The organism is Pseudaquabacterium terrae, assembly GCF_013266755.1.
GTDB lineage: Bacteria > Pseudomonadota > Gammaproteobacteria > Burkholderiales > Burkholderiaceae_C > Pseudaquabacterium > Pseudaquabacterium terrae.
Map to the genome: position 1 here is coordinate 83,412 of NZ_JABRWJ010000006.1, position 22,093 is coordinate 105,504.

Here is a 22,093-nt window from a genome sequence, read left to right on the forward strand (position 1 = left end):
CCGAAGCCATGGGTGCCGAGGCGTCGCCACTGCAAGTGGCTTGCCAGCGCCCGCGCACCAGAATCTGACCAAAGGGTCAATTTCACGCAAAGGCGAGGCGCGTCCGACCGCGGGTTTGCCCGCGATTCGGCATTTCGCCAACACTTCGCTGGTGCACATCGGCGCCGACCTGGTGCAGTGGTCGCCGGCTGCACGGACTGTGCAGCCGGTCAATGCAAGCCCGATGACGGCAGCGCCCGCTGATGCGCGGGCGCAACGCGGGAGCCTGCAGCCTCAGTCGACCCAGGTGATGCGTGGCGCGGCGACCGGTGCCAGGGTGGTGGTGCGCAGGTACTCGAGCAGTGCGTCGAGGTCGACCGCGCCGCCGAGGCGGTCGCGGCCGGTCTTCAGCAGCGTGAAGCCGTCGCCGCCTTCGGCGAGGTAGCTGTTGACGGTGACCCGGTAGGTCGCCTCGGGCCGCAGCGGCGTGCCGTCGATGCTCAGGTCCTGCACCCGCTGGCCGTGCGGCGCCGAGGCGACCCAGCGGTAGCGCAGGCTGGCCGACGGATGCAAAAGGTGCGCCCCCGCGCGGCCCGGCGGCTGCTGCGATTCGAGCAGGGCCTTCAGCTCGGCGCCGCTGAAACTCATCACCACCAGGCTGTTGCCGAAGGGCTGCATCGTGAAGACGTCGCCGAAGGTGACGGCGCATGGCGGCGTGCCGCGGCAGTGCAAATCGCTGCGGATGCCGCCAGGATTCATCAGTGCCAACTGTGCGCCGCCTTGCGCCGGCGCGCGCGTGGCCGCCCACTGTGCATCGGCGATCAGCCGACCGGCGGCGCTGTCGCCCTTGCCCCGCTCGCCGCGTTCGAAGCTGCCGGCAATGCGGCCGACCACGCGCAGAGTGCGCGGCGCGGCCGCGGCGCTGAAGACCGCCACCTGCTGCGCCACCGCGGCGTCGGGCGTGGCATCGCGCAGCACCGCATCCCACGGCGCCGGCTGCGCGGCGGCGATTGCCGTGCGTTGCGCGGCTTCGGTGTGCTCGTTGAACACCGGCAGGTTGCGACTGCGTGTCGCCGCGCGATCGACGCGGCCGGTCTTCGGATCGATGAACAGATCGGTCGCCGACAGAGCGCGGCTGTACGAGAACGACTGGATGATCGGCCGGCCGTCGACGACGCAGCGGTAACCCTGGTGGCTGTGGCCGGTGAGGATCAGGTCGACGTCCGGCGTGATGCGCTTCGCGAGATCGACGATCGGGCCGCGCAGGCCCGGGCAGCGTTCGTCGTTCCAGTCGCCCGCCTGCTGCGGGCCGCCGATTTCACCGCCTTCATGCATCGTGACGACCAGCGTGTGCACACCTTGCGCCTTCAGCGCCGCGGCGGCGCGATTGATGGCCTCGGCTTCGTCGACGAAGCGCAGCCCGGCGACGCCCGAGGGGACGACGATGCCCGGCGTCCAGCGTGTCACCGCACCGATGAAGCCGACCTTCACCGGCCCGACCTGCTTGACCCAACTCGGCGCAAGCAGGTGCGCACCGTCGGCACGCTCGACGTTGGCGGCGACCAGTTGGAAACGCGCGCCGGCATACGGCTGCAGTGCGCAGGAGTTCGTCATCGCACCGGGCGGATTGGGCCCGCAGCCGCCGGCCAGCACCCGCTGCAATTCGACGCTACCGGCGTCGAACTCATGGTTGCCCGGCGCGCCGACCTCGACGCCCATGCGGTTCATCACCTCGATCGTCGACTCGTGGCGGAACAGCGTCGAGACCAGCGGGGCGCCGCCGATCATGTCGCCCGACGAGACGACGACGCTGTGCGGCGAGCCCGCGCGCAGGCGGTTGACCAGCCCGGCGAAAGCCGCCGCGCCGCCCACCGTCACGCGCTGCGTGGCGCCCGGCTTGGCGGGGTCGGGCAGGCTCAGCGTCATGCCGCTGGGCTCGAGATGGCCGTGGAAGTCGTTGAAGCCGATCACGCGCAACTGCACCGGTTGCACCGGTTGCACCGGCTGCGGCGGCGCGATCGGGGCGGTCGAGCAGCCGGCGAGTACGGCTGCGAGGGAGGCCGTGAACGCGCCCGTGGCGAGTCGAAAACGGCGGCGGGCAAACCTCATGCGGGACTGCTCCAGGCTTCGATCGCCGCACGCGCCGTGGCCCGTTCGGCCGCCGGCAGGAAGGAGGCGTCGGCGGCCGCCAGGCCCATGCGCTTCAAATCGTCCCAGCTGAAGGCCGCTTCGCGCACCAGCGCCGCAGCCTCGCTGGAGTGGTGGATGCACGAGATCAACCGGTTGTCGGTGTGAAAGGACAGCGAGACGCCGGCGTCCCACAACGCACGGATCGGGTGCGTGGCGACCGACATCGCGGCACCGGTGTGCACGTTGCTGGTCGGACAGACCTCCAGGTGCAGGCCGAGCGCGTGCACCTCGGCGAGCATCGCATCGCCCATCGGCGTGCCGATCACCTCGGCCAGCCGTACGCCATGGCCGATGCGTCGCGCCCCGAGCCGGCCGGCTTCGATCACGCGCTCGGCGCTGTCGGCTTCGCCGGCATGCAAAGTCAGCGGCAGTCCCTGGTCGGTCAGCTGGGCCAGCAGGGCCGCGTGCGGTGTCGCCGGGAAGCCGTACTCGGGGCCCGCCAGGTCGAAGCCGACGACACCCTGGCCGTGGTAGCGCAGCGCGAGCTCGGCGCTGCGCCGGATCTCCGCGGCATCGTGCTGGCGCATGCCGCAGATGATCAGGCCGGAGGGCAAGGGCGAACGCAGCAGGCCCGCGAGCATCGCCTCGATCGCCACTTCGCCGCTGACGCCATGCGGCTCGAACAGCAGCGGCGCGATGCGGAACTCGGCCAGCACGCAGCCATCGAGCCGCGCGTCTTCCGCGGCTTCGAAGGCGACGCGCTGCAGTGCGGCGGGCGTGGCCATCGCGGCAATCGTCAATGCGAAGCCGCGCAGGTATTCGACCAGCGAGCCGGCATGCGCGCGCGCATCGAACCAGGCGGCCAGCGAGTCCTCGTCGGCGGCGGGTGCCTGCAGCCCGCGCTGCTGCAGCAGTTGGAGCAAGGTGGCGACGCGCAGGCCACCATCGAGGTGCTCGTGCAAGAGGACTTTCGGCAGTCGCCGCGCCGTGGTCTCGAGCGTTTCAGATGCGGGGTCTTTCATCGCCTCATGCTAGCAACTACCGGGGAGATAGCGGTCCGAGTCTTGCTATCCTGCCCGCCACATCAACGTCTTCCAAGGGGTAACCCGCATATGAAGCACCAGCTCCTCGCCCTGGCCAGTCTGACCTTCGCCGCCGGCGCGGCGCACGCGGAGCCCGCCGTGATCTACGACATGGGCGGCAAGTTCGACAAGTCCTTCAACGAGGCCGCCTACAACGGCGCCGAGCGCTGGAAGAAGGAGAGCGGCAAGGCCTATCTCGACTTCGAGATCGCCAACGAAGCGCAGCGCGAGCAGGCGATGCGCCGCATGGCCGACAAGGGCGCGAACCCGATCATCGCGATCGGCTTCTCGCAGGGCTCGACGGTCGAGAAGGTGTCGAAGGACTATCCGAAGCTGTCGTTCGCGATCATCGATTCGGTGGTCAAGAACCCGAACGTCGAATCGATCGTCTTCAAGGAGCAGGAAGGCAGCTTCCTGGTCGGCATGATGGCCGCGCTGGCCAGCAAGAGCGGCAAGGTCGGCTTCGTCGGCGGCATGGACATTCCGCTGATCCGCCGCTTCCAGTGCGGCTACGAGCAGGGCGCGAAGTTCGCCAATCCGAAGGCCGAAGTAACGTCCAACATGACCGGCACGACGCCGGCCGCCTGGAACGACCCGACGCGCGGCGCCGAGCTCGCGAAGGCGCAGTTCGCCAAGGGCGTCGACGTGATCTTCGCCGCCGCCGGCGGTACCGGCATCGGCGTCTACCAGGCGGCCAAGGACGGCGGCAAGCTGGCCATCGGCGTCGACAGCAACCAGAACCACCTGCAGCCCGGCACGATGCTGACCTCGATGGTCAAGCGCGTCGACGTCGCGGTCTACAGCGCGGCGAAGAAGTCGAACCCCGGCGTCAGCGTGCTCGGCCTGAAGGAAGGCGGCGTCGACTATGCGCTGGACAAGCACAACGAGAAGCTGGTCAGCGCCGACATGAAGAAGAAGGTCGATGCGGCGAAGGCCGACATCATTGCCGGCAAGATCAAGGTGGCCGACTACATGGCGGACAACGCCTGCAAGTACTGATCTTGTCGATTCGTGCGCCGGCCGTGCTGATGCGCGGCATCAACAAGCGCTTCGGCGCCGTTCAGGCCAACAAGGAGGTGACGCTCAGCGTGTCTTCGGGCACGGTGCACGGCATCGTCGGCGAGAACGGTGCCGGCAAGAGCACGCTGATGTCGATCCTCTACGGCTTCTACCAGGCCGATTCCGGGTCCATCGAGATCGAGGGCCAGCCGGCGAACATCACCCGTTCGAAGGAGGCGATCGCGCTGGGCATCGGCATGGTGCACCAGCACTTCATGCTGGTCGATCCGCTGTCGGCGCTCGACAACATCATGCTCGGCGCCGAGCCCGACTGGCGGCTGCAGGCCGCGCGCGCCGAGGTGCGCGCGAAGCTCGAGACGCTGATGCACGACACCGGGCTGGTCGTGCGGCTGGACACGCCCGTCGAGGACCTGCCGGTCGGCGAGCGGCAGCGGCTGGAAATCCTGAAGGCGCTGTACCGCGGCGCGCGCATCCTGATCCTCGACGAGCCGACCGCCGTGCTGACGCCGCAGGAGACCGATCAGCTCTTCGTCACGCTGCGCAAGCTGCGCGCCAACGGCACGACGATCCTCTTGATCACGCACAAGCTGAAGGAGATCCTCGCGCTGTGCGACAAGGTGACGGTGATGCGCGCCGGCGCGGTGGTGCTGGATTGCCCGATCGCCGAGACCAGCCTCGACAAGCTGGCCGAGGCGATGGTCGGTCGCCGCGTCAACCTCGGCCGCGACGGCGGCGCCGCGGCGAAGCCCGGCGCGCCCTTGCTGGAAGCGAAGCATCTGCAGTGGCACGATGCGCTCGGCGTGATCCGGCTCGCCGATGTGTCGCTCACTTTGCGTGCTGGCGAGATCGTCGGCATTGCCGGTGTGTCCGGCAACGGCCAGAGTGAGCTGCTCGAAGCGCTGTCCGGCATGTTGACGCCGCACGGCGGCGAGCTGCAGCTCGGCGCGGGCCACTTCACGCCGAAGGCCTGGCTCGACCCGGCGCGTGCGCGCGCGCTCGGCTTGGCGCACGTGCCGGAGGACCGCCATCGCGTCGGGCTGGTGCTGCCGTTCGCGGCCTGGGAGTCGGCAATCCTTGGGCACCAGAAGCTCGGGCGCTTCGCCGGCCGCTTCGGCTGGATGAAGCAGTCGGCGATGCAGGCCGACACCGTGCGCATGATGGAGTCCTACGACGTGCGGCCGCGCAACCCGCAGCTGCGGTCGTCGAAATTCTCCGGCGGCAACCAGCAGAAGCTGGTGCTGGCGCGCGAGGCGATCGTCAAGCCGAAGGTGCTGCTGGTCGGCCAGCCGACCCGCGGCGTCGACATCGGCGCGATCGAGTTCATCCACGGCCAGCTGCGCGCGATGCGTGACGCCGGCGGCGCCGTGCTGGTGGTGTCGTCCGAGCTCGACGAGATCCTCGCGCTGTCGGACCGCGTGCTGGTGATGGACCGCGGCCGCATCGCCGGCGAATTGCCGATCGACGATTGCAACGAAGCGGCGCTCGGCCGCCTGATGTGCGGCGCCAGCGCCAGCGAACAAGAACAATGAGTCAACCGATCGAACTGCCGCGCTGGATCGACATCGGCGTGCTGCCGCTGGTCAACCTCGGCATGGCGCTGATCGTCGCCGGCATCGTCGTCGCCGGCATCGGCCTCGATCCGCTGCAGGTCATCACGCTGCTCGTCAAGGGGGCCTTCGGCAGCCGCGCCGGCATCGGCTATACGCTGTATTACGCGACCACTTTCATCTTCACGGGGCTCGCCGTGGCGATGGCTTTCCACGGCGGCCTGTTCAACATCGGCGGCGAGGGCCAGGCGCTGATCGGCGGGCTCGGCGCCTCGCTCGCCGCGCTGGCCTTTGCGCAGCGGCTGCCCACGGCACTGATGCTGCCGCTGATGGTGCTGGCCGCCGCCGCTTTCGGCGCCGCGTGGGCGGCGGTGCCGGCGGCGCTGCAGGCCTGGCGCGGCAGTCACGTCGTCATCACGACGATCATGTTCAATTTCATCGCCTCGGCGCTGCTCGGCTACCTGGTCGTCAACGTGCTGAAGGAGCCCGGCAACATGACGCCCGAGAGCCGCTCGTTCGAGCCCTCGGCGCACATGCCCGGCATGCACGAGGCGCTCGGCTGGCTCGGGCTCGCCTGGCCGAAGACGCCGCTGAACCTGTCGCTGCTGCTGGCGCTGGCCGCGGCGGTCGGCGTTGGCCTGCTGCTGTGGAAGACGCGCGCCGGCTACGAGCTGCGCACCGTCGGCTTCTCGCCCGATGCCGCGCACTATGCCGGCGTGCGGCCGCGGCGCCAGGTCATGGTGGCGATGATGTTGTCCGGCGCGCTCGCCGGCTGCGTGGCGATCAACGAGCTCGCCGGCGTGCAGCATCGGCTGCTGATGGACTTCGTCGCCGGCGCCGGCTTCACCGGCATCGCGGTGTCGCTGATCGGCCGCAACCATCCGCTGGGCATCGTGCTCGCGTCGCTGCTGTTCGGCGCGCTGTACCAGGGCGGCGCCGAGCTGGCCTTCGAGATCCCGGGCTTCAGCCGCGAGATGGTGGCAACCTTGCAGGGCCTGATCGTGCTGTTCTCAGGCGCGATGGCCACCGTCGCAGCGCCGACCTTGGCAAGGCTGTACGCGCGCGCGCGTCGACCCGTCGCGCCCAAGCCGGCCGGAGTGGCCCATGGATGAGGTGCTGATCGGCACGCTGCTGGCATCGACGCTGCGCGTCTCGGTGCCGCTGATCCTGTGCGCGCTGGCCGCGACGCTGAGTGAACGCGCCGGCGTCATCGACCTCGGCCTCGAAGGCAAGATGCTGATGGCGGCCTTCGCCGCCGGTGCTGCGGGTGCCACCAGCGGGTCGCTGATGCTGGCGCTGCTGGCGGCGCTGGCGGTGGGCATCGCACTGTCGATGCTGCATGCCTATGCCTGCGTCAGCCACACCGGCGACCAGGTCGTGGCCGGCATGGCGATCACGATGACCGCGGCCGGCCTGACCGTCGTGCTCGGCATCGCGTGGTTCAAGCAGGGCGGACAGACGCCGCCGCTGGCGGACACGGTGCGCCTGGCGGCGTGGTTCACGGGCGCCGGCGACGCGTTGCAGGCCGTGCCGCTGCTCGGTCCCGCGCTCGCGCTGGCCTTCTTCGGCCACAACGTGATGGTCTACCTGGCGCTGCTGGCAGTGCCCGGAGTCTGGTGGCTGCTGTACCGCACGCGGCTGGGCCTGCGGCTGCGCGCGACCGGCGAGAACCCGGCGATGGTCGACGCCGCCGGGCTGTCGGTGAAGGGGCTGCGCTACCTCGCGCTGGCCTTCAACGGCACGCTGTGCTCGCTGGCCGGCGCCTACCTGGTACTGGCGCAGAACCCGTCCTTCGTGCCGAACATGACCGCCGGCCGCGGCTACATGGCGCTGGCGGCGATGATCTTCGGCAAGTGGCATCCGGTCGGCGCGCTGTGGGCCTGCCTGCTGTTCGGCTTCCTCGATGCGGTGGCGATCCGACTGCAGGGGGTGACCTTGCCGGGCGTCGGCACCGTGCCGGTGCAGGCGATCCAGGCGCTGCCCTACGTGCTGACCGTGGTGCTGCTGGCCGGCTTCATCGGCCGGGCTCGCGCGCCGGCGGCGCTGGGCGTACCCTACGTCAAGGAGCGCTGAGCATGAACCCCACCCTCGTCGACGAGAACGTGATGAACGCGCTGGTGCAGGCCGCACGCGCCGCGCGTGAGCGCGCCTATGCGCCGTACTCGAAGTTCCAGGTCGGCGCGGCGCTGCTCGACGACCACGGCCGGCTGCACGCCGGCTGCAACATCGAGAACGCCGCCTATCCGCAAAGCCAGTGCGCCGAGGCCTCGGCGATCGCCCACCTGGTGCTGACGGGCGGGCGCCGCATCCTGGCGGTCGCCGTCGTCGGCGTCGCCGCCGAGCCGGTCACGCCCTGCGGCGGCTGCCGCCAGCGGCTGCGTGAATTCGCGTCCGACGACGTGCCGATCTGGATGGCCGACCAGCAGATCGTGCGCGCGAAGTACACGCTGGGGCAGCTGCTGCCGGCGAGCTTCGGGCCCGAGCATCTGACTTAGGAGCCGGGGCTCCTAAGTCAGGTGCTTTTCGTTCCGCTCCCCCGAGCCCCCTCCGCGAGGGGGCTCCAGCTTGTTCGACGGCTCCCTCCAGCCTCCCTCCGTGAGGGAGACTCCAGTCAGCTTGACGAAGGATGCGCCGCGGGTGGAGCCGTTGGAGCTCACTCCCCGTAGGGGATCCAGACGTTCTTCACCTGCACCGCGTGGCGCAGCAGCAGCGGGCCCGCGGCGGCGCGGTCGTCGAACCAATCGATCGCGCGGCCGTGGTCGACCAGCGTGCGCTTCAGGTTGCCCACCGAGAGCTTTTCGGCCAAGGTGCTGAGCTCGGCCGAGCCGAAGGCCCACAGGCCGTCGACGTCGTCGTGCTCGGCCAGCGTGCGCGCCAGCGTCAGGGCGTCGCCGGTGACGATGTTGACCACGCCGGCCGGCACGTCGGAGGTCTCCAGCACCTGGTAGAGGTCGGTGGCCACCAGCGCGGCCGGGCCGCTGGGCACCACGACCACGCGGTTGCCCAGCGCGATCAGCGGCGCAACCAGACTGACGAAGGCCAGCAGCGGCGCCTCGGGCGGGCAGACCACGCCGACGACGCCGAGCGCCTCGGGCAGCGCCAGCGCGACGCCGCGCAACGGCGGCTGGTGCACGCGGCCTTCGTACTTGTCGGCCCAGGCGGCGGCGGTGAACAAGCGCGCGATCGACGCGTCCACTTCGGCACGCGCCTGCTCGGGCGTCGCCCCGGTCAGCGTGCCGATGCGGCGCGCGAACTCGTCGGCGCGCGCCGACAGGTTCTCGCCCAGGTAGTACAGCACCTGCGCGCGGTTGTGCGACGTCGCCTTGGTCCAGCCCTCGGCGCCGCGCGCCGCGGCCACCGCATTGCGGATGTCCTTGCGGTTGCCGGCACCGACTTCGCCGGCCGGGTGACCATCGGCCGCGAACTGCGGCAGCGCGTGGTTGCCGTCGGGCCGCGCCTGCTTGCCGCCGATGAAGAGCTTGGCGGTGCGGTCGATCGGCGGCATCGCGAAAACGTTCGCCGCCGGCGCTGCCGGGGCCGCCGGAGTCGCGACCGGCGCGCTGCGCAGCGGCCGCTCATCCCAGGCGATAGGCTTCAGGTATTCGTAGCAGCCTTCACGCCCACCCTCGCGGCCGAAGCCCGACTCGCGCGTGCCGCCGAAGCCCACCGCGGCATCGAACAGGTTCGTGGCATTGACCCACACGACGCCGGCGACCAGCTTGGGCGCGATGTCCAGCGCCAGGCCGATGTTCTCGCTCCACACGCTGGCCGACAGGCCGTAGCGGCTGTTGTTGGCCAGCATCACCGCCTCGTCGGGCGTGCGGAAGCTGCCGGTCACCAGCACCGGGCCGAAGATCTCCTCGCGCACCACGGTGGCGCCGGGCTGCACGCCGGTGATCAGGGTCGGCGGGTAGAAGCAGCCCTCGCCCGGACAGGCGGCCTCGGCGCCGGGTGCCTGGTAGACCGTGCCGCCCTCGGCCGCCGCGGTGGCGACCAGCGCGCGGATGCGCGCCAGCTGCTCCGGCGCGACGATGGCGCCCATGTCGATGGCCTTGTCCAGCGGCGCGCCGACGCGCAGCGCCGCCATGCGGCGCTTGAGCTTGCCGATGAAGCGCTCGGCCACGCCTTCCTGCACCAGCAGGCGCGAGCCGGCGCAGCAGACCTGGCCCTGGTTGAACCAGATCGCGTCGACGACGCCTTCGACCGCGGCATCGAGGTCGGCATCGTCGAAGACGATGAACGGCGACTTGCCGCCCAGCTCGAGCGTCAGCGCCTTGCCCGAGCCGGCCGTGCGCTCGCGGATCAGGCGGCCGACCTCGGTGGAGCCGGTGAAGGCCAGCTTGTCGACACCGGGATGATCGACCAGCAGCGCGCCGGTGGTGCCATCGCCGGTGACGATGTTCAGCACGCCCGCCGGCAGCCCGGCCGCGGCCGCCAGCTCGGCGAACAGCAGTGCGCTGAGCGGCGTGTACTCGGCCGGCTTGAGCACCACCGTGTTGCCCAGCGCCAGCGCCGGCGCGATCTTCCACGCCAGCATCAGCAGCGGGAAGTTCCACGGAATGATCTGGCCGACGACGCCGACCGGCCGCTGGTCGGCGAACTCTGTCGCCTGCACCTGGGCCCAGCCGGCGTGGTGGTAGAAGTGGCGCGCGACCAGCGGCACGTCGATGTCGCGCGTCTCGCGGATCGGCTTGCCGTTGTCCATGCTCTCGACCACCGCCAGCAGCCGCGCATGGCGCTGCACCATCCGCGCCAGCGCATAGAGATGGCGCGCACGCACCGCGCCGCCCGCGGCAGCCCAAGGCCCCTGCGCCGCGCGTGCCGCGGCCACCGCGGCATCGACGTCTGCCTGCGAGCCCTGCGCGATGCGCGCCAGCCGCTTTCCGGTCGACGGGTCGTTGCTGCTGAAGCTTTCGGCGCGGCCGGCGCCGACCCAGGCGCCGTTGATGAAGTGGCCGAAGCCCGCGGCATGCGTTGCCAGCCAGGCCTTGGCCTCGCCGCTGCCTTCGGGCGCCGGCGCGTAGTCCATCGTGTCCATGTAGTGGGCGACGCTCATGTCAGGCGACTCCGTGGCGGTTGAAGGCGGAATAACGCCCGGTGACGTGGTGTTCGAGCTGGCGTTCGATGTCGGCCAGCAGGCTCGACGCGCCGATGCGGAACAGCTCCGGTTCGAGCCAGGGCCGGCCCAGCTCCTCCTTCATCAGCACCTGGTACTCGAGCACGTTCTTCGCGGTGGCAACGCCGCCGGCCGGCTTGTAGCCGATGCGCACGCCGGTGCGCTCCTCGTAGTCGCGGATCATGCGCAGCATCACCAGCGACACCGGCAGCGTGGCATTCACCGGCTCCTTGCCGGTGGAGGTCTTGATGAAGTCGGCGCCGGCCATCATGCAGACCATCGAGGCCTTGGCGACGTTGCGTAGCGTCTTCAGCTCGCCGGTGGCCAGGATGGCCTTGACGTGCGCCTCGCCGCAGGCGGCGCGAAAGTCGCGCATCTCGTCGTACAGCGCGCGCCACTGGCCGGCGAGCACATGCTCGCGGGTGATGACGATGTCGATCTCCTGCGCGCCGTCGCGCACCGAGGCCTCGATCTCCTTCAACTTCAGCTCGTGCGGAATCAGCCCGGCCGGAAAGCCGGTCGACACCGCCGCCACCGGAATGCCCGAGCCCTCGAGCGCGGCCACCGCAGTGGCGACGAAGCGGTGGTAGACGCACACCGCGCCGGTGGTGATGCGCCGGTCGGCCACGCCGAGCGCCGCCTGCAGGTCGGGCCGCAGCGGCTGGCGCGCCTTCGCGCACAGGCGCTTGACGCGCTCTGCCGTGTCGTCGCCGGACAGCGTCGTCAGGTCGATGCAGGTGATGGCCTTCAGCAGCCAGGCCGCCTGCGCGTCCTTCTTCACCGAGCGGCGGCCGGCCAGGCCGGCGATGCGGCGTTCGACCGCCGACAGGTTCACGCGCAGGTCGGTGAACCAGTCGGGATCGAAGGGCTGGCCCGGATTGCGCGCCGGCGCCGGTTCGGCTGCCGTGTCGGCCGCCGTTTCGGTAGACGCAGCAGGCGGCACGGCGGCATCGCGCAGCAGGGGGGTGGCGGAAGCGGCGTTCATGGCGGGCCTCGACAGCAAACAAACGGCCGGCGGGGGTTCCGGCCGGGCGAGGTTAGATGTTATTCTAGAAACATTACCGACCACAATCTGTTTTCCGCGTCACAAACCGCGGATTGCGCCCCGCCCGATGCCCAAGCCTTCCGGCACTGCCGCCCGCGCCGCCCGCTGGGCTCGGCTGCAGCAGCTCCACGCCCGCCACGGCGCGCTGCCGCTGGCCGAGGCCGCCGCGGCGCTGCAGGTGTCGGCGATGACGATACGGCGTGACCTGGCGGTGGCCGATGCCCCGCTGGCCTGCCTGGGCGGCTACGTCGTCGCGCCGCTGGCCGCACCGCCACGAACGCCGCACTACACGCTGGAGGCCGAGCGCGACCAGCATGCCGAGACCAAGCGCCTGGCCTGCCGGCGCGCCGCGCAGCTGGTGCAGGCAGGAGACAGCCTCTTCATCGACTGCGGCACGACGATGGTGCACCTGGCCGAAGCCTTGCCGCCGGACATCCCGCTCAACGTCGTTTGTTACTCTCTGAACATTGCGAGCGTGCTCAGCCGCCGTCCGCACACCCAGCTGATGCTGCTCGGTGGGTTGTACCACCCGTCGGCCGCCACCTTCACGTCCGACGAGGGGCTCACCTACCTGCAGCGCCTGGGCGTCAACAAGGCCTTCATCTCGGCCGCCGGCGTGCATGCCGCCCGCGGCGCGAGCTGCGCCAACTTCCACGAGGTGCCGATCAAGCGCGCGGCGATCGACAGCGCGGCCGAGACCATCCTGGTGGTCGATGACAGCAAGCTCGGCCAGCTGCGGCCCGCCTTCATCGCGCCGCTGCAGCGTTTCTCGCGCATCATCGTCGGCGGCGCGCCGACGGCCGCCGCGCGTGCCGCATTTAAGGGCATCGCGCTCGACGTCGCCGGCGCCCGATCGTCCTCCGCTCCCCTCCGCAGGAAAGCCACCGCATGAGCCTTCAGCCCGCCATTTCCGACAGCGCCGCGCGCATCCGCGCGACCGGCCGCGCACCGCAACTCGCGATCGTGCTCGGCTCCGGCTGGGACGGCATCTCGTCGGCGGTCGACGACCCGCTCGACATCCCGTACGGCGAGCTGCCGGCGTTTCCCAAGCTGGCGATCGCCGGCCATGCGGGCGTGCTGCGGCTGGGCCGCATCGGCGGCCGTGAGGTGGCTCTGCTGCGCGGCCGCAAGCACACCTACGAAAGCGGTGACGCCGCGGCGATGAAGGGCGCGCTGCGCACGCTGGCGGCGATCGGCTGCGGCACCGTGCTGCTGACCAACGCCGCCGGCAGCCTCGACCCCGCGATGCGCCCCGGCTCGCTGATGCTGATCGAGGACCACCTGAACATCGTGCAGCGCACGCCGCTGCACGACGAGCCGGGCAACGAGCGTTTCGTCAACATGGCCGATGCCTACGACCCGGCGCTGCGCCGGCAGGCGAAAGACGCGGCCGCGGCCGCCGGCATCACGCTGCACCAGGGCGTCTATGCCTGGGTGCTGGGTCCTCAGTTCGAGACGCCGGCGGAGATCCGCATGCTGCAGCGCCTGGGTGCGCAGGCGGTCGGCATGAGCACCGTGGCCGAGACCATCCTGTGCCGCCACGCCGGGCTGAAGGTGCTGGGGATCTCGATGCTCACCAACATGGGCTGCGGCATGGAGGCCGAGGTGCTCTCCCACGCCCACACGCTGAACACCGCTGACGCCACGCGTGACACCGCGGCGAAGGCGTTGCAGGCGATCATCCCGGCGCTGTCGATCTGAACGCAGAGGAGCTCGAAGATGCACAACACCCCCCTGATCCGCCTGAGCGCCTGCGCGCTCGCCGCGCTGCTCACCGGCTGCGCGACAACCCCCACCCCGCGCCCCCCGCTGAAACTCACCGTCCTCCACACCAACGACCACCACGGCCGCTTCTGGCCGAATGCCGACGGCGAGTACGGCATGGCCGCGCGCAAGACGCTGATCGACCGGCTGCGCGCCGAGGTCAAGGCCTCAGGCGGCGAAGTGCTGCTGCTCGACGGCGGCGACGTCAACACCGGCGTGCCGGAATCCGACCTGCAGGATGCCGAGCCCGACCTCCAGGCCATGAACCGCATCGGCTACGACGCAATGGCGGTCGGCAACCACGAGTTCGACAAGTCGCCGGCGGTGCTGGCCAAGCAGCGCTCGTGGCTGAAGTTCCCGATGCTGTCGGCCAACATCTACAAGGACGGCCAGCGCCTCTTCGAGCCCTACCGCATCTTCGAGCGCGCCGGCTACAAGATCGCGGTGATGGGCCTGACCACCGACGACACGCAGAAGATGGTGCTGCCGGACAACATCCGCGGCATCACGTTCACCAAGCCGGCCGCCGAAGCGGCGAAGCTGGTGCCCGAGCTGCGCGCCAAGGCCGTCATGGTGATCGCCACGACGCACATGGGCCACTACACCGATGGCCAGGCCGGCGTCAACGCGGCGGGCGACGTCGAGATGGCGCGTGCCGTCAAGGGCCTGGACCTGGTCGTCGGCGGCCACAGCCAGAACCCCGTGTGCATGCTGGGCGAGAACAAGCGCAACGATGCCTACGTGCCCGGCTCGCCGTGCGCGCCCGATCGCCAGAACGGCGCCTGGATCGTGCAGGCGCACGAGTGGGGCAAGTACGTTGGCCGCGCCGATTTCGTGATAGACGGTCCGAAGATCGAGCTCGTCAGGTACGAGCTGCTGCCGGTCAACATGAAGAAGCGCGCGCCCGACGGCAAGAAGGTGCCGGCCGGCGAGACCATCGCCGAGGACGCCGAGATGAAGGCCTACCTGCAGCCCTTCCAGGCCAACGGCCAGGCGCGGCTGGCGGTGCCGGTCGGCGCCACCGACGGCGTGCTCGACGGCGACCGCGAACGCGTGCGCAAGCAGCCGACGACGCTGGGTACGCTGATCGCGCGCGCGATGATGGACAAGACCGGCGCCGACCTGGCGCTGATCAATTCCGGCGGCGTGCGCGATTCGCTGCCCGCCGGCCAGATCAGCTACCGCGACGTGCTGAAGGTGCAGCCCTTCGGCAACACCGTCGCCATCGTGCAGATGAAGGGCGCCGAGCTGCTGACCTACCTGAAGGCCGCGGCAAAGATGACGCCCGGCTCCGGCGCGTTCCCGCAGACCGCGGGCGTGCGTCTGGTGATCGAGGCCGGCGAGTTGAAGGACGCGCGCATCGGCAATCAGGCGATCGATCCGCTGCGCGACTACCGCCTCGCGCTGACCAACTTCACCGCCACCGGCGGCGACGGTTATCCGAAGCTCAACACGCACCCCGGCTACGTCGACTCCGGCTTCAACGACGCCGACGTGCTGCGCGCGTACATCGCCAAGCGCAGCCCGCTGAAGGTGGCCGACTACGAACCCGGCGATGCCGTGACGAGGCGCTGACGTGCTTCTCCCCGTTCAAGTCATCCAGACCAAACGCGACGGCGGCCAGCTGTCGCCCGAGGAGATCCAGGCCTTCGTCGACGGCGTCGCGAAGGACACCTGGAGCGAAGGCCAGGTCGCCGCGATGGCGATGGCGATCTTTCTGCGCGGCATGCAGCGCGACGAGATCGTCACGCTGACGCGCGCGATGCTGCATTCGGGCGACGTGATGCGCTGGCAAGGCGCGAGCGCGCTGCCCGGCCCGGTGCTGGACAAGCATTCGACCGGCGGTGTCGGCGACAAGGTCAGCCTGATGCTGGCGCCGATCATCGCGGTCTGCGGCGGCGTGGTGCCGATGGTCTCGGGCCGCGGCCTGGGCCACACCGGCGGCACGCTCGACAAGCTCGAAGCCATTCCCGGCTACCGCATCGATCCGCCGCCCGAGCAGCTGCTGCGCGTGCTGCGCGAGGTCGGCTGTGCGATCGTCGGCGCGTCGGCGCGCATCGCGCCGGCCGATCGGCGGCTGTACGCGACGCGCGACGTCACCGGCACCGTCGAATCGATCCCGCTGATCACCGCCAGCATCCTGAGCAAGAAGCTGTCGGCGGGGCTGCAGTCGCTGGTGATCGACGTCAAGGTCGGCAACGGCGCGTTCGCGGCGTCGCTGGAGATGGCGCGCGCGCTGGCGACCAGCCTGGTGCAGGTGGCGCAGGCGGCCGGGCTGCCGACCGAGGCGCTGCTGACCGACATGAACCAGACGCTGGGCTGGACCGCCGGCAATGCGCTGGAGCTGCAGGAGACGCTGGACTTCCTCGACGGCACCGCGCGTGAGCCGCGGCTGCTCGAGGTGACGCTGCAGCTCGCGGCACGCATGCTGCGGCTGGCGGGGTTGGCCGTGGACGACCGGGCGGCGTACGCGGCGGCGCAGGCGGCGCTGGACAGCGGCCGCGCCGCCGAGCGTTTCGCGCGCATGGTCGCCGCGCTCGACGGCCCGGCCGACGTCTTCGCAGCCGGCCGCGCCTTGCCGGCCGCGCCGGTGCAGCGTGACTTCGCCGCACCGCGCTCCGGCGTGCTGGCGGCGATGAACACGCGCGCGATCGGCCACGCGGTGGTCGCGCTCGGCGGCGGGCGCCGCCGCGCCGGCGACGTGCTCGATGCGCGCGTCGGTTTCAGTCACTGCCGGCCGCTCGGCACGGTGGTGCAGGCGGGCGATGCGCTGCTGCGCATCCACGCCGCGAGCGATGCCGATGCGGACGAAGTCGCGGCGACCTTGCTGCGCAGCATCACCATCGCCGATGCGGCGCCGGCCGAGCAGCCGGTGATCGTCGAAGCCATCACCGGCTGAGATCGGGTTCCCGGGCGGCACCGCCGCTCGGCCCCCGTTTCCCGTGCCTCGTCGCAGCGCGCTTCGCGCTGCGGCGGGGGTTGCCTATCGTGCGCGGCTTCGACCAGCGCTTCTTCCCACACAATGCAGCCCCTCGCCCTTCTTCACCGCGGCACGCTGTGCTGCGGCCTCGCCGCGCTCGGCCTCGCGGTCGCCAGCGCCTTCGCGCAACCCGCGGCCGGCACGGCGCAGCCCATAGGCATCACGCAGGCCGGCGGTCCGGCGCAGGCTTCGGCGCAACCCGAGGCCGAGATCCAGGCGCTGCTGCAGCGCCACGCGCGCGCCTGGTACGAGGGCAACAGCGCGCTGATGGCCGCGACGATCCATCCGCACTACCAGCGCCAGCTGCTGCGCCACACGGCGAACCAGCCGGACGCGATGGAGATGAGCCCGGGCCTCGCGCTGCTCGACCAGACCGACCGCGGCCACGGCCGCAACACCGAGCCCGGCCAGCGCCGCGCCGAAGTCAGCGCACTGCAGGTGCAGGGCGGCCTGGCCAGCGCCGTGCTGCAGTTCGCCGACCGCAGCGAGCGGCTGCAGCTGGTGCGTTGGAACAACCAGTGGCGCGTGCTGCATGCGGTGGCCGAGGCGGGGGCTCGCTGACATGATGCCCCCACGCTCACTTCGTTCGCTGCCCCCCGAGGGGGCGCGTCAGTCCCTTGGGAACGGCCCGGCGGGACTGACATGAAGTTCACGCTGCAGATCAACCAGCGCCCGCACACCGTCGATGCCGATCCGCAGATGCCGCTGCTGTGGGCGCTGCGCGACCACCTCGGCCTGACCGGCACCAAGTACGGCTGCGGCCAGGGCCTGTGCGGCGCCTGCACCGTGCACCTCGATGGCCAGCCGGCGCGCGCCTGCCAGACGCCGCTGTCGTCGGTCGGCCAACGCCGCATCACGACGATCGAAGGCCTGTCGCGCGACGGCGAGCATCCGGTGCAGCAGGCCTGGCGCGCGCTGCGGGTGCCGCAGTGCGGCTATTGCCAGGGCGGCCAGATGATGGCCTGTGCCGCGCTGCTGCAAAGCCAGCCCAAGCCGAGCGCCGAGCAGGTGCACGAGGCGCTGGCCGGCCACATCTGCCGCTGCGGCACCTACGGCCGCATCGAGCAGGCGGTGCAGCTCGCCGCGAGCCTGCAGGCGAAGCTGCATGCCAACGCCGGAAAGGCGCGGCCATGAGCGGCAGCATGCGACCCACCGGGCCCTCGCTGCGCCGCCGCAGCCTGCTCGTCGCCGGCGCCGGTGCGGCCGGCGCACTGGTGCTGCCGCTGCGCCTCGGCGCCCAGCCGGCGGCGTCCGCCGGCGAGCGCTTCGAGCCCAACGCCTTCATCCGCATCACGCCCGACGACCGTGTGCTGCTGACCAGCCACCGCGCCGAGATGGGCCAGGGCACGCGCACCGCGCTGGCGATGATCCTCTGCGACGAGCTCGACGCCGACTGGTCGCGCGTGCAGGTGCAGCGTGCCGACGGCGATGCGCGCTATGGCGACCAGAACACCGTCGGCGACGCGACGCTGATCCTGACCTGGGAGCCGCTGCGCCAGGCCGCGGCCGCCGCGCGCACGATGCTCGTGCAGGCCGCGGCCGAGCAGCTGAAGCTGCCGGTCGACGCGCTGCGCACGGAGGCCGGCCGCGTGCTGGCCAAGGACGGCTCGAAGAGCCTGCGCTACGGCGCGCTGGTGCGCCGCGCCGCCAAGCTGCCGGTGCCGGCGGCGCCGATGCTGAAATCGCCCGCCGACTACACGCTGATCGGCAAGCCCACGCCTGGCGTCGACCTGCGCGCGCAGACCACCGGCACGATGGTCTACGGCCTCGACGTGCAGCGCCCGGGCATGCGCTACGCGGTGATCGCACGCGCACCGCTGCCCGACGTCAAGCTCAAGCGCTTCGACGACCGCGCCGCGCGTGCGGTCACCGGCGTCGAGCAGGTCTTCGCGCTCGACGGCGTGTTCCGCCCCGAGGGCACGACCGATGCCGGCGTGGTGGTCGTCGCGCGCGACAGCTGGGCCTGCCTGCAGGCGCGAAAGCAGCTGCAGATCGAATGGGACGCGCCGCCCAGCCCCGACAGCGCGCAGATCCGCCAACGCCTGGAAGACGCGGCCACGCAGGCCGGCACCGTCTACCGCAGCAATGGCGACTTCGACGCCGCGCGCCGTGAAGGCGGCGGCACGGTGACCGTCTCGCGCCGCTACTACACGCCGCTGCTGATCCACGCGCCGCTCGAGCCGCCGAACTGCACCGCCGACGTGCGCGCCGATCGCTGCGAAATCTGGGCGCCGACGCAGAACCCGGGCGAAGCGCGTGAACGCATCGCCGAGGAGCTGAAGTGCCCGATCGAGCAGGTGACGGTTCACGTCACCGACATCGGCGGCGGCTTCGGCCGCAAGGCGATGCATGACTTCGTGCTCGAAGCGGTGCGCATCGGCCGCCGCATCGGCCAGCCGGTGAAACTGTTCTGGAGCCGCGAGGACGACCTGCGCCACGGCTTCTACCGCAGCCCCTGCGTGCAGGCGATCGAGGCCGGCGCCGAGCCCCAAGGCCGGCCGCTCTACTGGCGCCATCACACGGCGCATGGCTCGCAGCAACCGACCTCGGAAGCGGTGTCGCCGCGCGAGCTGCAGATGGGCGAGGTGCTGAGCGGCGCGACGCGGCTGCCGTACCCCTTCCCGCACCTGCGCATCGAGGGCACGCACGTCGACATGCCGTTGCGCCGCGCCTGGATGCGCGGCGTGCAGCATGCGTTCCACGGCTTCGCGGTCGAGTCGGCGCTCGACGAGCTGGCGGTCAAGCTCGGCCGCGATCCGCTGGCCTGGCGGCTCGAGCAGCTCGAGCCGGCGCGGCGCACGCAGTTCATCCGCAGCCGCGCTTCGACCGAGTTCTGGTTCGATTCGGGCCGGCTGGCCGGCGTGATCCGTCGCGTCGCCGAACTGTCGAACTGGTCGGCGCCGCTGCCGGCCGGTGGCGCCGCGCGGGGCCGCGGCTTCGCGGCGCACGTGCAGAGTGCCACCTACGTCGCGCTGGTCGCCGAGGTCTCGCGCCGGGGCCCGGCGCTGCGTGTCGAGCGTGTCTGCTGCGTCGTCGATTGCGGCCGCGTGATCAATCCGGACAGCGCCCGCGCGCAGGTCGAAGGGGCGATCGTCTACGGGCTGTCGTCGTGCCTGTTCGGCGAGATCACGCTCGGCGGCGGCGCGGTGCAGCAGAGCAACTTCCACGACTATCCGGTGGCGCGCATCGGCGACATGCCACGCATCGACGTGGCCTTCATTCACAGCGGCGTCGCGCCGACGGGCCTGGGCGAGCCCTGCGTGCCGATGGTCGCGCCGGCGATCGCCAATGCGGTGGCCAACGCCGGCTGGGGGCGGCTGACCGAGTGGCCGTTGAAGCTGCCCGCCGCGGCCGCCTGAGCGGCCGGGGGGGCGGCAAGGTCCGCCCCCCATCGGTGTGATGCCGGCACGCCGCGCGGGCCGCAATAATCGATCGACACACGCGACAGCCCGGACGCACGGGCAGGGAGGACGCCGTGGAGATCGAGCGCTTCAAGCGCATGGTGGCCCATCTGGAGGCCGAGAGTGCCGCGGCGCCCGCGCGTTACCAGGCCAAGGTGGCGTTGCTGGCACTGCTGGGCTTCGGCATCCTGGCGCTGGTGCTCGGCATCGCCGGCTTCGGGCTGCTGCTGCTGGCCGGGCTGGCGATCGGAATGCTGTTCAACGGCACGGCGCTGATCCTGCTGCTGCTCAAGCTCGGCAAGCTGCTGCTGGTGCTGGCGATTCCGCTGTGGTTCCTGGTGCGCTCGGCGCTGAAGGCGCTGTTCGTGCGGCTGCCGGCGCCGCAGGGGCTGCCGGTCACGCGCACCGACGCGCCGGCGTTGTTCGAGGCCCTCGACGGCATGCGCCGGCGCCTGCGCGGGCCGCGCGTGCACCAGGTGCTGCTGGTCGACGAGGTCAATGCGGCGATCGTGCAGCGGCCGCTGTTCGGGCTCATCGGCTGGCCGCGCAACCACCTGCTGCTCGGGCTGCCGCTGCTCGACAGCCTGGCGCCCGACGAGGCGCTGGCCGTCGTCGCGCACGAATACGGGCACCTGGCCGGCTCGCACGGACGCTTCGCCGCCTTCATCTACCGGCTGCGGCTGACCTGGGCGACGATCGACGCACTGGCATCGCAATGGCAGGGCTTCGCCGGCCGCGCGCTGCGGCGGCTGGTCGGCTGGTATGCGCCGTACTTCAATGCCTACACCCACGTGCTGGCGCGGGCCAACGAATACCAGGCCGACCGCGCCTCGGTCGACCTGGTCGGCGCCGCGGCGGCCGCGGCGGCGCTGAAGCGCGTGAACCTCGCCGGCGCGCACCACGAAGCGTTCTACGGCCAGGTCTTCGAGCGGGTGATCCACGACGCGCGCCCGCCGGCCGATCTGCAGCAGCGCTGGGCCGAGGTCTCGGCCCAGGCCGCGACGCAACCGAATGCGCAGCGCTGGCTCGGCGATGCGCTGGACCGCGAGGGCGGCGTGCTCGACACCCACCCTCCCTTGCGGGCCCGCCTCGCCGCGCTGCCCGGCGCCGCCGCGGCGCTGCAGGAGATGCCGCCGCCGCACACCGGCCCGTCGGCTGCCGAGGCCTGGCTCGGCGCGCTGCTGCCGGCGCTGCGCCAGCAGCTGCAGCAGGCCTGGACCGAGCGGATCGCCGAGCCGTGGGCCGAGCGCCACCAGCAGGCGCAGCAGCAGCGCAACCGCCTGGCCGCGCTGCGTGCGCAGGCAGCGCTGAACGACGACGAAGCCTTCGAGTGCCTGCGCCTGCGCGCGCAGCTCGAACCGGCGCCCGAGCTGGCCACCGCGGTCGCCGATTTCAACGCCGGCCATGTCGACCACGCGCCGGCGCTGTACCTCGAGGGCACGCTGCGCCTGGACGCCGGCGACGCCGCCGGCCTCACGCTGATCGAACGCGCGATGGCGCTGGACGCCGATGCGATCAAGCCGGGCTGCGAGCGCTGCCATGCCTTCTTCGCCGAGCGCCGGGACAGCGCGCAGGCCGAGGTCTATGCCGAACGCTGGCGCCGGCGCGACACGCTGGAGCGCGAGCGCGCCGAGCAGCTCGGCCGCCTCGACCATGGCCACGCGCTGGCGCCGGCCGAGCTCGATGCCGCCACGCGGCTGCGCGTCGACGAGCTGCTGGCCGCGCTGGGCAGCTTCAAGCCCGCGGCGGTCTACCTGGTCCGGCGCACGCTGCCGGCCGACCCGTCGTTCCCGGCGTACGTGCTGGCGCTGGAATTCGGCTGGTGGGCGCGCCGCGGCCGGCGGCCGCAGCAGGCGCTGGATCGGGCGGCCGCATACGAGTGGCCGCTGCCGCTGATGATCTGCCTGCTCGACCGCCAGCCCGCCGCCTGGCAGCGGCGTCTGCGCGCCGTGCGTGGCGCGCGCCGGCGCTGCGCGTCGCTGGCGAGGTGAATTTGTCACGACCCGTGACAAGCGCACCTGCCTAGGCT

At 71.3% G+C, this 22,093-nt stretch carries 17 protein-coding genes; 13 read left to right on the forward strand and 4 right to left on the reverse strand.

Translation table 11 applies throughout. The features are described from left to right. Positions 1 to 273 precede the first annotated feature (273 nt). Together HLB44_RS19710 and HLB44_RS19715 are read right to left on the reverse strand one after the other, a co-directional pair. The gene (locus HLB44_RS19710; RefSeq protein WP_173125752.1) at positions 274 to 2,088 is read right to left on the reverse strand and encodes a bifunctional metallophosphatase/5'-nucleotidase; all 1,815 of its coding nucleotides are present in this window, start codon (positions 2,086 to 2,088) and stop codon (positions 274 to 276) included. Continuing rightward, the gene (locus HLB44_RS19715; protein ID WP_173125753.1) at positions 2,085 to 3,131 is read right to left on the reverse strand and encodes an adenosine deaminase family protein; all 1,047 of its coding nucleotides are present in this window, start codon (positions 3,129 to 3,131) and stop codon (positions 2,085 to 2,087) included. Before HLB44_RS19715 ends, HLB44_RS19710 begins: the two co-directional genes overlap by 4 nt. Positions 3,132 to 3,221: 90 nt before the next feature. Between HLB44_RS19715 and HLB44_RS19720 the strand changes: the two genes are divergently transcribed. From HLB44_RS19720 to HLB44_RS19740, 5 genes are read left to right on the forward strand one after another with little or no spacing between them, the layout of a single operon-like run. Beyond that, positions 3,222 to 4,190: a BMP family lipoprotein gene (locus HLB44_RS19720; protein WP_173125755.1), complete on the forward strand. Its 969-nt coding sequence runs from the start codon at positions 3,222 to 3,224 to the stop codon at positions 4,188 to 4,190. A 2-nt stretch (positions 4,191 to 4,192) separates the two neighbouring features. Further along, positions 4,193 to 5,740: an ABC transporter ATP-binding protein gene (locus tag HLB44_RS19725; protein ID WP_343051418.1), complete on the forward strand. Its 1,548-nt coding sequence runs from the start codon at positions 4,193 to 4,195 to the stop codon at positions 5,738 to 5,740. Further along, entirely contained in the window at positions 5,737 to 6,870 is a 1,134-nt protein-coding gene (locus HLB44_RS19730) for an ABC transporter permease (RefSeq protein WP_173125757.1), read from the forward strand. Before HLB44_RS19725 ends, HLB44_RS19730 begins: the two co-directional genes overlap by 4 nt. After that, on the forward strand, positions 6,863 to 7,831 hold the full coding sequence (locus HLB44_RS19735; RefSeq protein ID WP_173125759.1) for an ABC transporter permease: 969 nt from the start codon (positions 6,863 to 6,865) through the stop codon (positions 7,829 to 7,831). Before HLB44_RS19730 ends, HLB44_RS19735 begins: the two co-directional genes overlap by 8 nt. A 2-nt stretch (positions 7,832 to 7,833) precedes the next feature. Next, positions 7,834 to 8,253 (forward strand): cytidine deaminase, encoded by a 420-nt coding sequence (locus HLB44_RS19740; protein WP_173125767.1) that lies wholly within the window; start codon positions 7,834 to 7,836, stop codon positions 8,251 to 8,253. 158 nt (positions 8,254 to 8,411) lie between these two features. On the opposite strand, the gene HLB44_RS19745 is transcribed toward HLB44_RS19740, so the two are convergent. Together HLB44_RS19745 and deoC are read right to left on the reverse strand one after the other, a co-directional pair. Continuing rightward, positions 8,412 to 10,814 (reverse strand): aldehyde dehydrogenase family protein, encoded by a 2,403-nt coding sequence (locus tag HLB44_RS19745; protein ID WP_173125769.1) that lies wholly within the window; start codon positions 10,812 to 10,814, stop codon positions 8,412 to 8,414. A gap of 1 nt (position 10,815) precedes the next feature. Beyond that, entirely contained in the window at positions 10,816 to 11,859 is a 1,044-nt protein-coding gene (deoC, locus tag HLB44_RS19750) for a deoxyribose-phosphate aldolase (protein WP_173125771.1), read from the reverse strand. A gap of 127 nt (positions 11,860 to 11,986) precedes the next feature. Here deoC and HLB44_RS19755 point away from each other — a divergent pair, with 127 nt between their 5' ends. From HLB44_RS19755 to HLB44_RS19790, 8 genes are all read left to right on the forward strand, one after another. Further along, the gene (locus HLB44_RS19755) at positions 11,987 to 12,811 is read left to right on the forward strand and encodes a DeoR/GlpR family DNA-binding transcription regulator (protein ID WP_173125772.1); all 825 of its coding nucleotides are present in this window, start codon (positions 11,987 to 11,989) and stop codon (positions 12,809 to 12,811) included. Continuing rightward, positions 12,808 to 13,620, forward strand: a complete 813-nt coding sequence (locus tag HLB44_RS19760; RefSeq protein ID WP_173125774.1) for a purine-nucleoside phosphorylase — start codon at positions 12,808 to 12,810, stop codon at positions 13,618 to 13,620. The genes HLB44_RS19755 and HLB44_RS19760 overlap by 4 nt, the downstream gene beginning before the upstream one ends. 18 nt (positions 13,621 to 13,638) lie before the next feature. Then, the gene (ushA, locus tag HLB44_RS19765; RefSeq protein WP_173125776.1) at positions 13,639 to 15,258 is read left to right on the forward strand and encodes a bifunctional UDP-sugar hydrolase/5'-nucleotidase UshA; all 1,620 of its coding nucleotides are present in this window, start codon (positions 13,639 to 13,641) and stop codon (positions 15,256 to 15,258) included. A 1-nt stretch (position 15,259) separates the two neighbouring features. Then, positions 15,260 to 16,582: a thymidine phosphorylase gene (deoA, locus tag HLB44_RS19770; protein WP_173125778.1), complete on the forward strand. Its 1,323-nt coding sequence runs from the start codon at positions 15,260 to 15,262 to the stop codon at positions 16,580 to 16,582. Between the two features lie 123 nt (positions 16,583 to 16,705). Beyond that, positions 16,706 to 17,224, forward strand: a complete 519-nt coding sequence (locus HLB44_RS19775) for a nuclear transport factor 2 family protein (RefSeq protein WP_173125780.1) — start codon at positions 16,706 to 16,708, stop codon at positions 17,222 to 17,224. Positions 17,225 to 17,305: 81 nt separating this feature from the next. Then, positions 17,306 to 17,797, forward strand: a complete 492-nt coding sequence (locus tag HLB44_RS19780; protein WP_173125782.1) for a (2Fe-2S)-binding protein — start codon at positions 17,306 to 17,308, stop codon at positions 17,795 to 17,797. After that, positions 17,794 to 20,022, forward strand: a complete 2,229-nt coding sequence (locus HLB44_RS19785) for a xanthine dehydrogenase family protein molybdopterin-binding subunit (RefSeq protein WP_173125784.1) — start codon at positions 17,794 to 17,796, stop codon at positions 20,020 to 20,022. The genes HLB44_RS19780 and HLB44_RS19785 overlap by 4 nt, the downstream gene beginning before the upstream one ends. A gap of 116 nt (positions 20,023 to 20,138) precedes the next feature. Further along, positions 20,139 to 22,055: a M48 family metalloprotease gene (locus HLB44_RS19790; protein ID WP_173125786.1), complete on the forward strand. Its 1,917-nt coding sequence runs from the start codon at positions 20,139 to 20,141 to the stop codon at positions 22,053 to 22,055. Positions 22,056 to 22,093: the final 38 nt, after the last annotated feature.

What these genes read in the sequence shown, in the direction of transcription:
- HLB44_RS19735 (WP_173125759.1), top strand. Translation starts at nt 6,863, where the DNA reads ATGGATGAGGTGCTGATCGGCACGCTGCTGGCATCGACGCTGCGCGTC.
- HLB44_RS19715 (WP_173125753.1), bottom strand. Translation starts at nt 3,131, where the DNA reads ATGAAAGACCCCGCATCTGAAACGCTCGAGACCACGGCGCGGCGACTG.
- ushA (WP_173125776.1), top strand. Translation starts at nt 13,639, where the DNA reads ATGCACAACACCCCCCTGATCCGCCTGAGCGCCTGCGCGCTCGCCGCG.
- HLB44_RS19760 (WP_173125774.1), top strand. Translation starts at nt 12,808, where the DNA reads ATGAGCCTTCAGCCCGCCATTTCCGACAGCGCCGCGCGCATCCGCGCG.
- HLB44_RS19755 (WP_173125772.1), top strand. Translation starts at nt 11,987, where the DNA reads ATGCCCAAGCCTTCCGGCACTGCCGCCCGCGCCGCCCGCTGGGCTCGG.
- HLB44_RS19730 (WP_173125757.1), top strand. Translation starts at nt 5,737, where the DNA reads ATGAGTCAACCGATCGAACTGCCGCGCTGGATCGACATCGGCGTGCTG.
- HLB44_RS19710 (WP_173125752.1), bottom strand. Translation starts at nt 2,088, where the DNA reads ATGAGGTTTGCCCGCCGCCGTTTTCGACTCGCCACGGGCGCGTTCACG.
- HLB44_RS19780 (WP_173125782.1), top strand. Translation starts at nt 17,306, where the DNA reads ATGAAGTTCACGCTGCAGATCAACCAGCGCCCGCACACCGTCGATGCC.
- HLB44_RS19720 (WP_173125755.1), top strand. Translation starts at nt 3,222, where the DNA reads ATGAAGCACCAGCTCCTCGCCCTGGCCAGTCTGACCTTCGCCGCCGGC.
- HLB44_RS19785 (WP_173125784.1), top strand. Translation starts at nt 17,794, where the DNA reads ATGAGCGGCAGCATGCGACCCACCGGGCCCTCGCTGCGCCGCCGCAGC.
- HLB44_RS19740 (WP_173125767.1), top strand. Translation starts at nt 7,834, where the DNA reads ATGAACCCCACCCTCGTCGACGAGAACGTGATGAACGCGCTGGTGCAG.
- HLB44_RS19775 (WP_173125780.1), top strand. Translation starts at nt 16,706, where the DNA reads ATGCAGCCCCTCGCCCTTCTTCACCGCGGCACGCTGTGCTGCGGCCTC.
- deoC (WP_173125771.1), bottom strand. Translation starts at nt 11,859, where the DNA reads ATGAACGCCGCTTCCGCCACCCCCCTGCTGCGCGATGCCGCCGTGCCG.
- HLB44_RS19745 (WP_173125769.1), bottom strand. Translation starts at nt 10,814, where the DNA reads ATGAGCGTCGCCCACTACATGGACACGATGGACTACGCGCCGGCGCCC.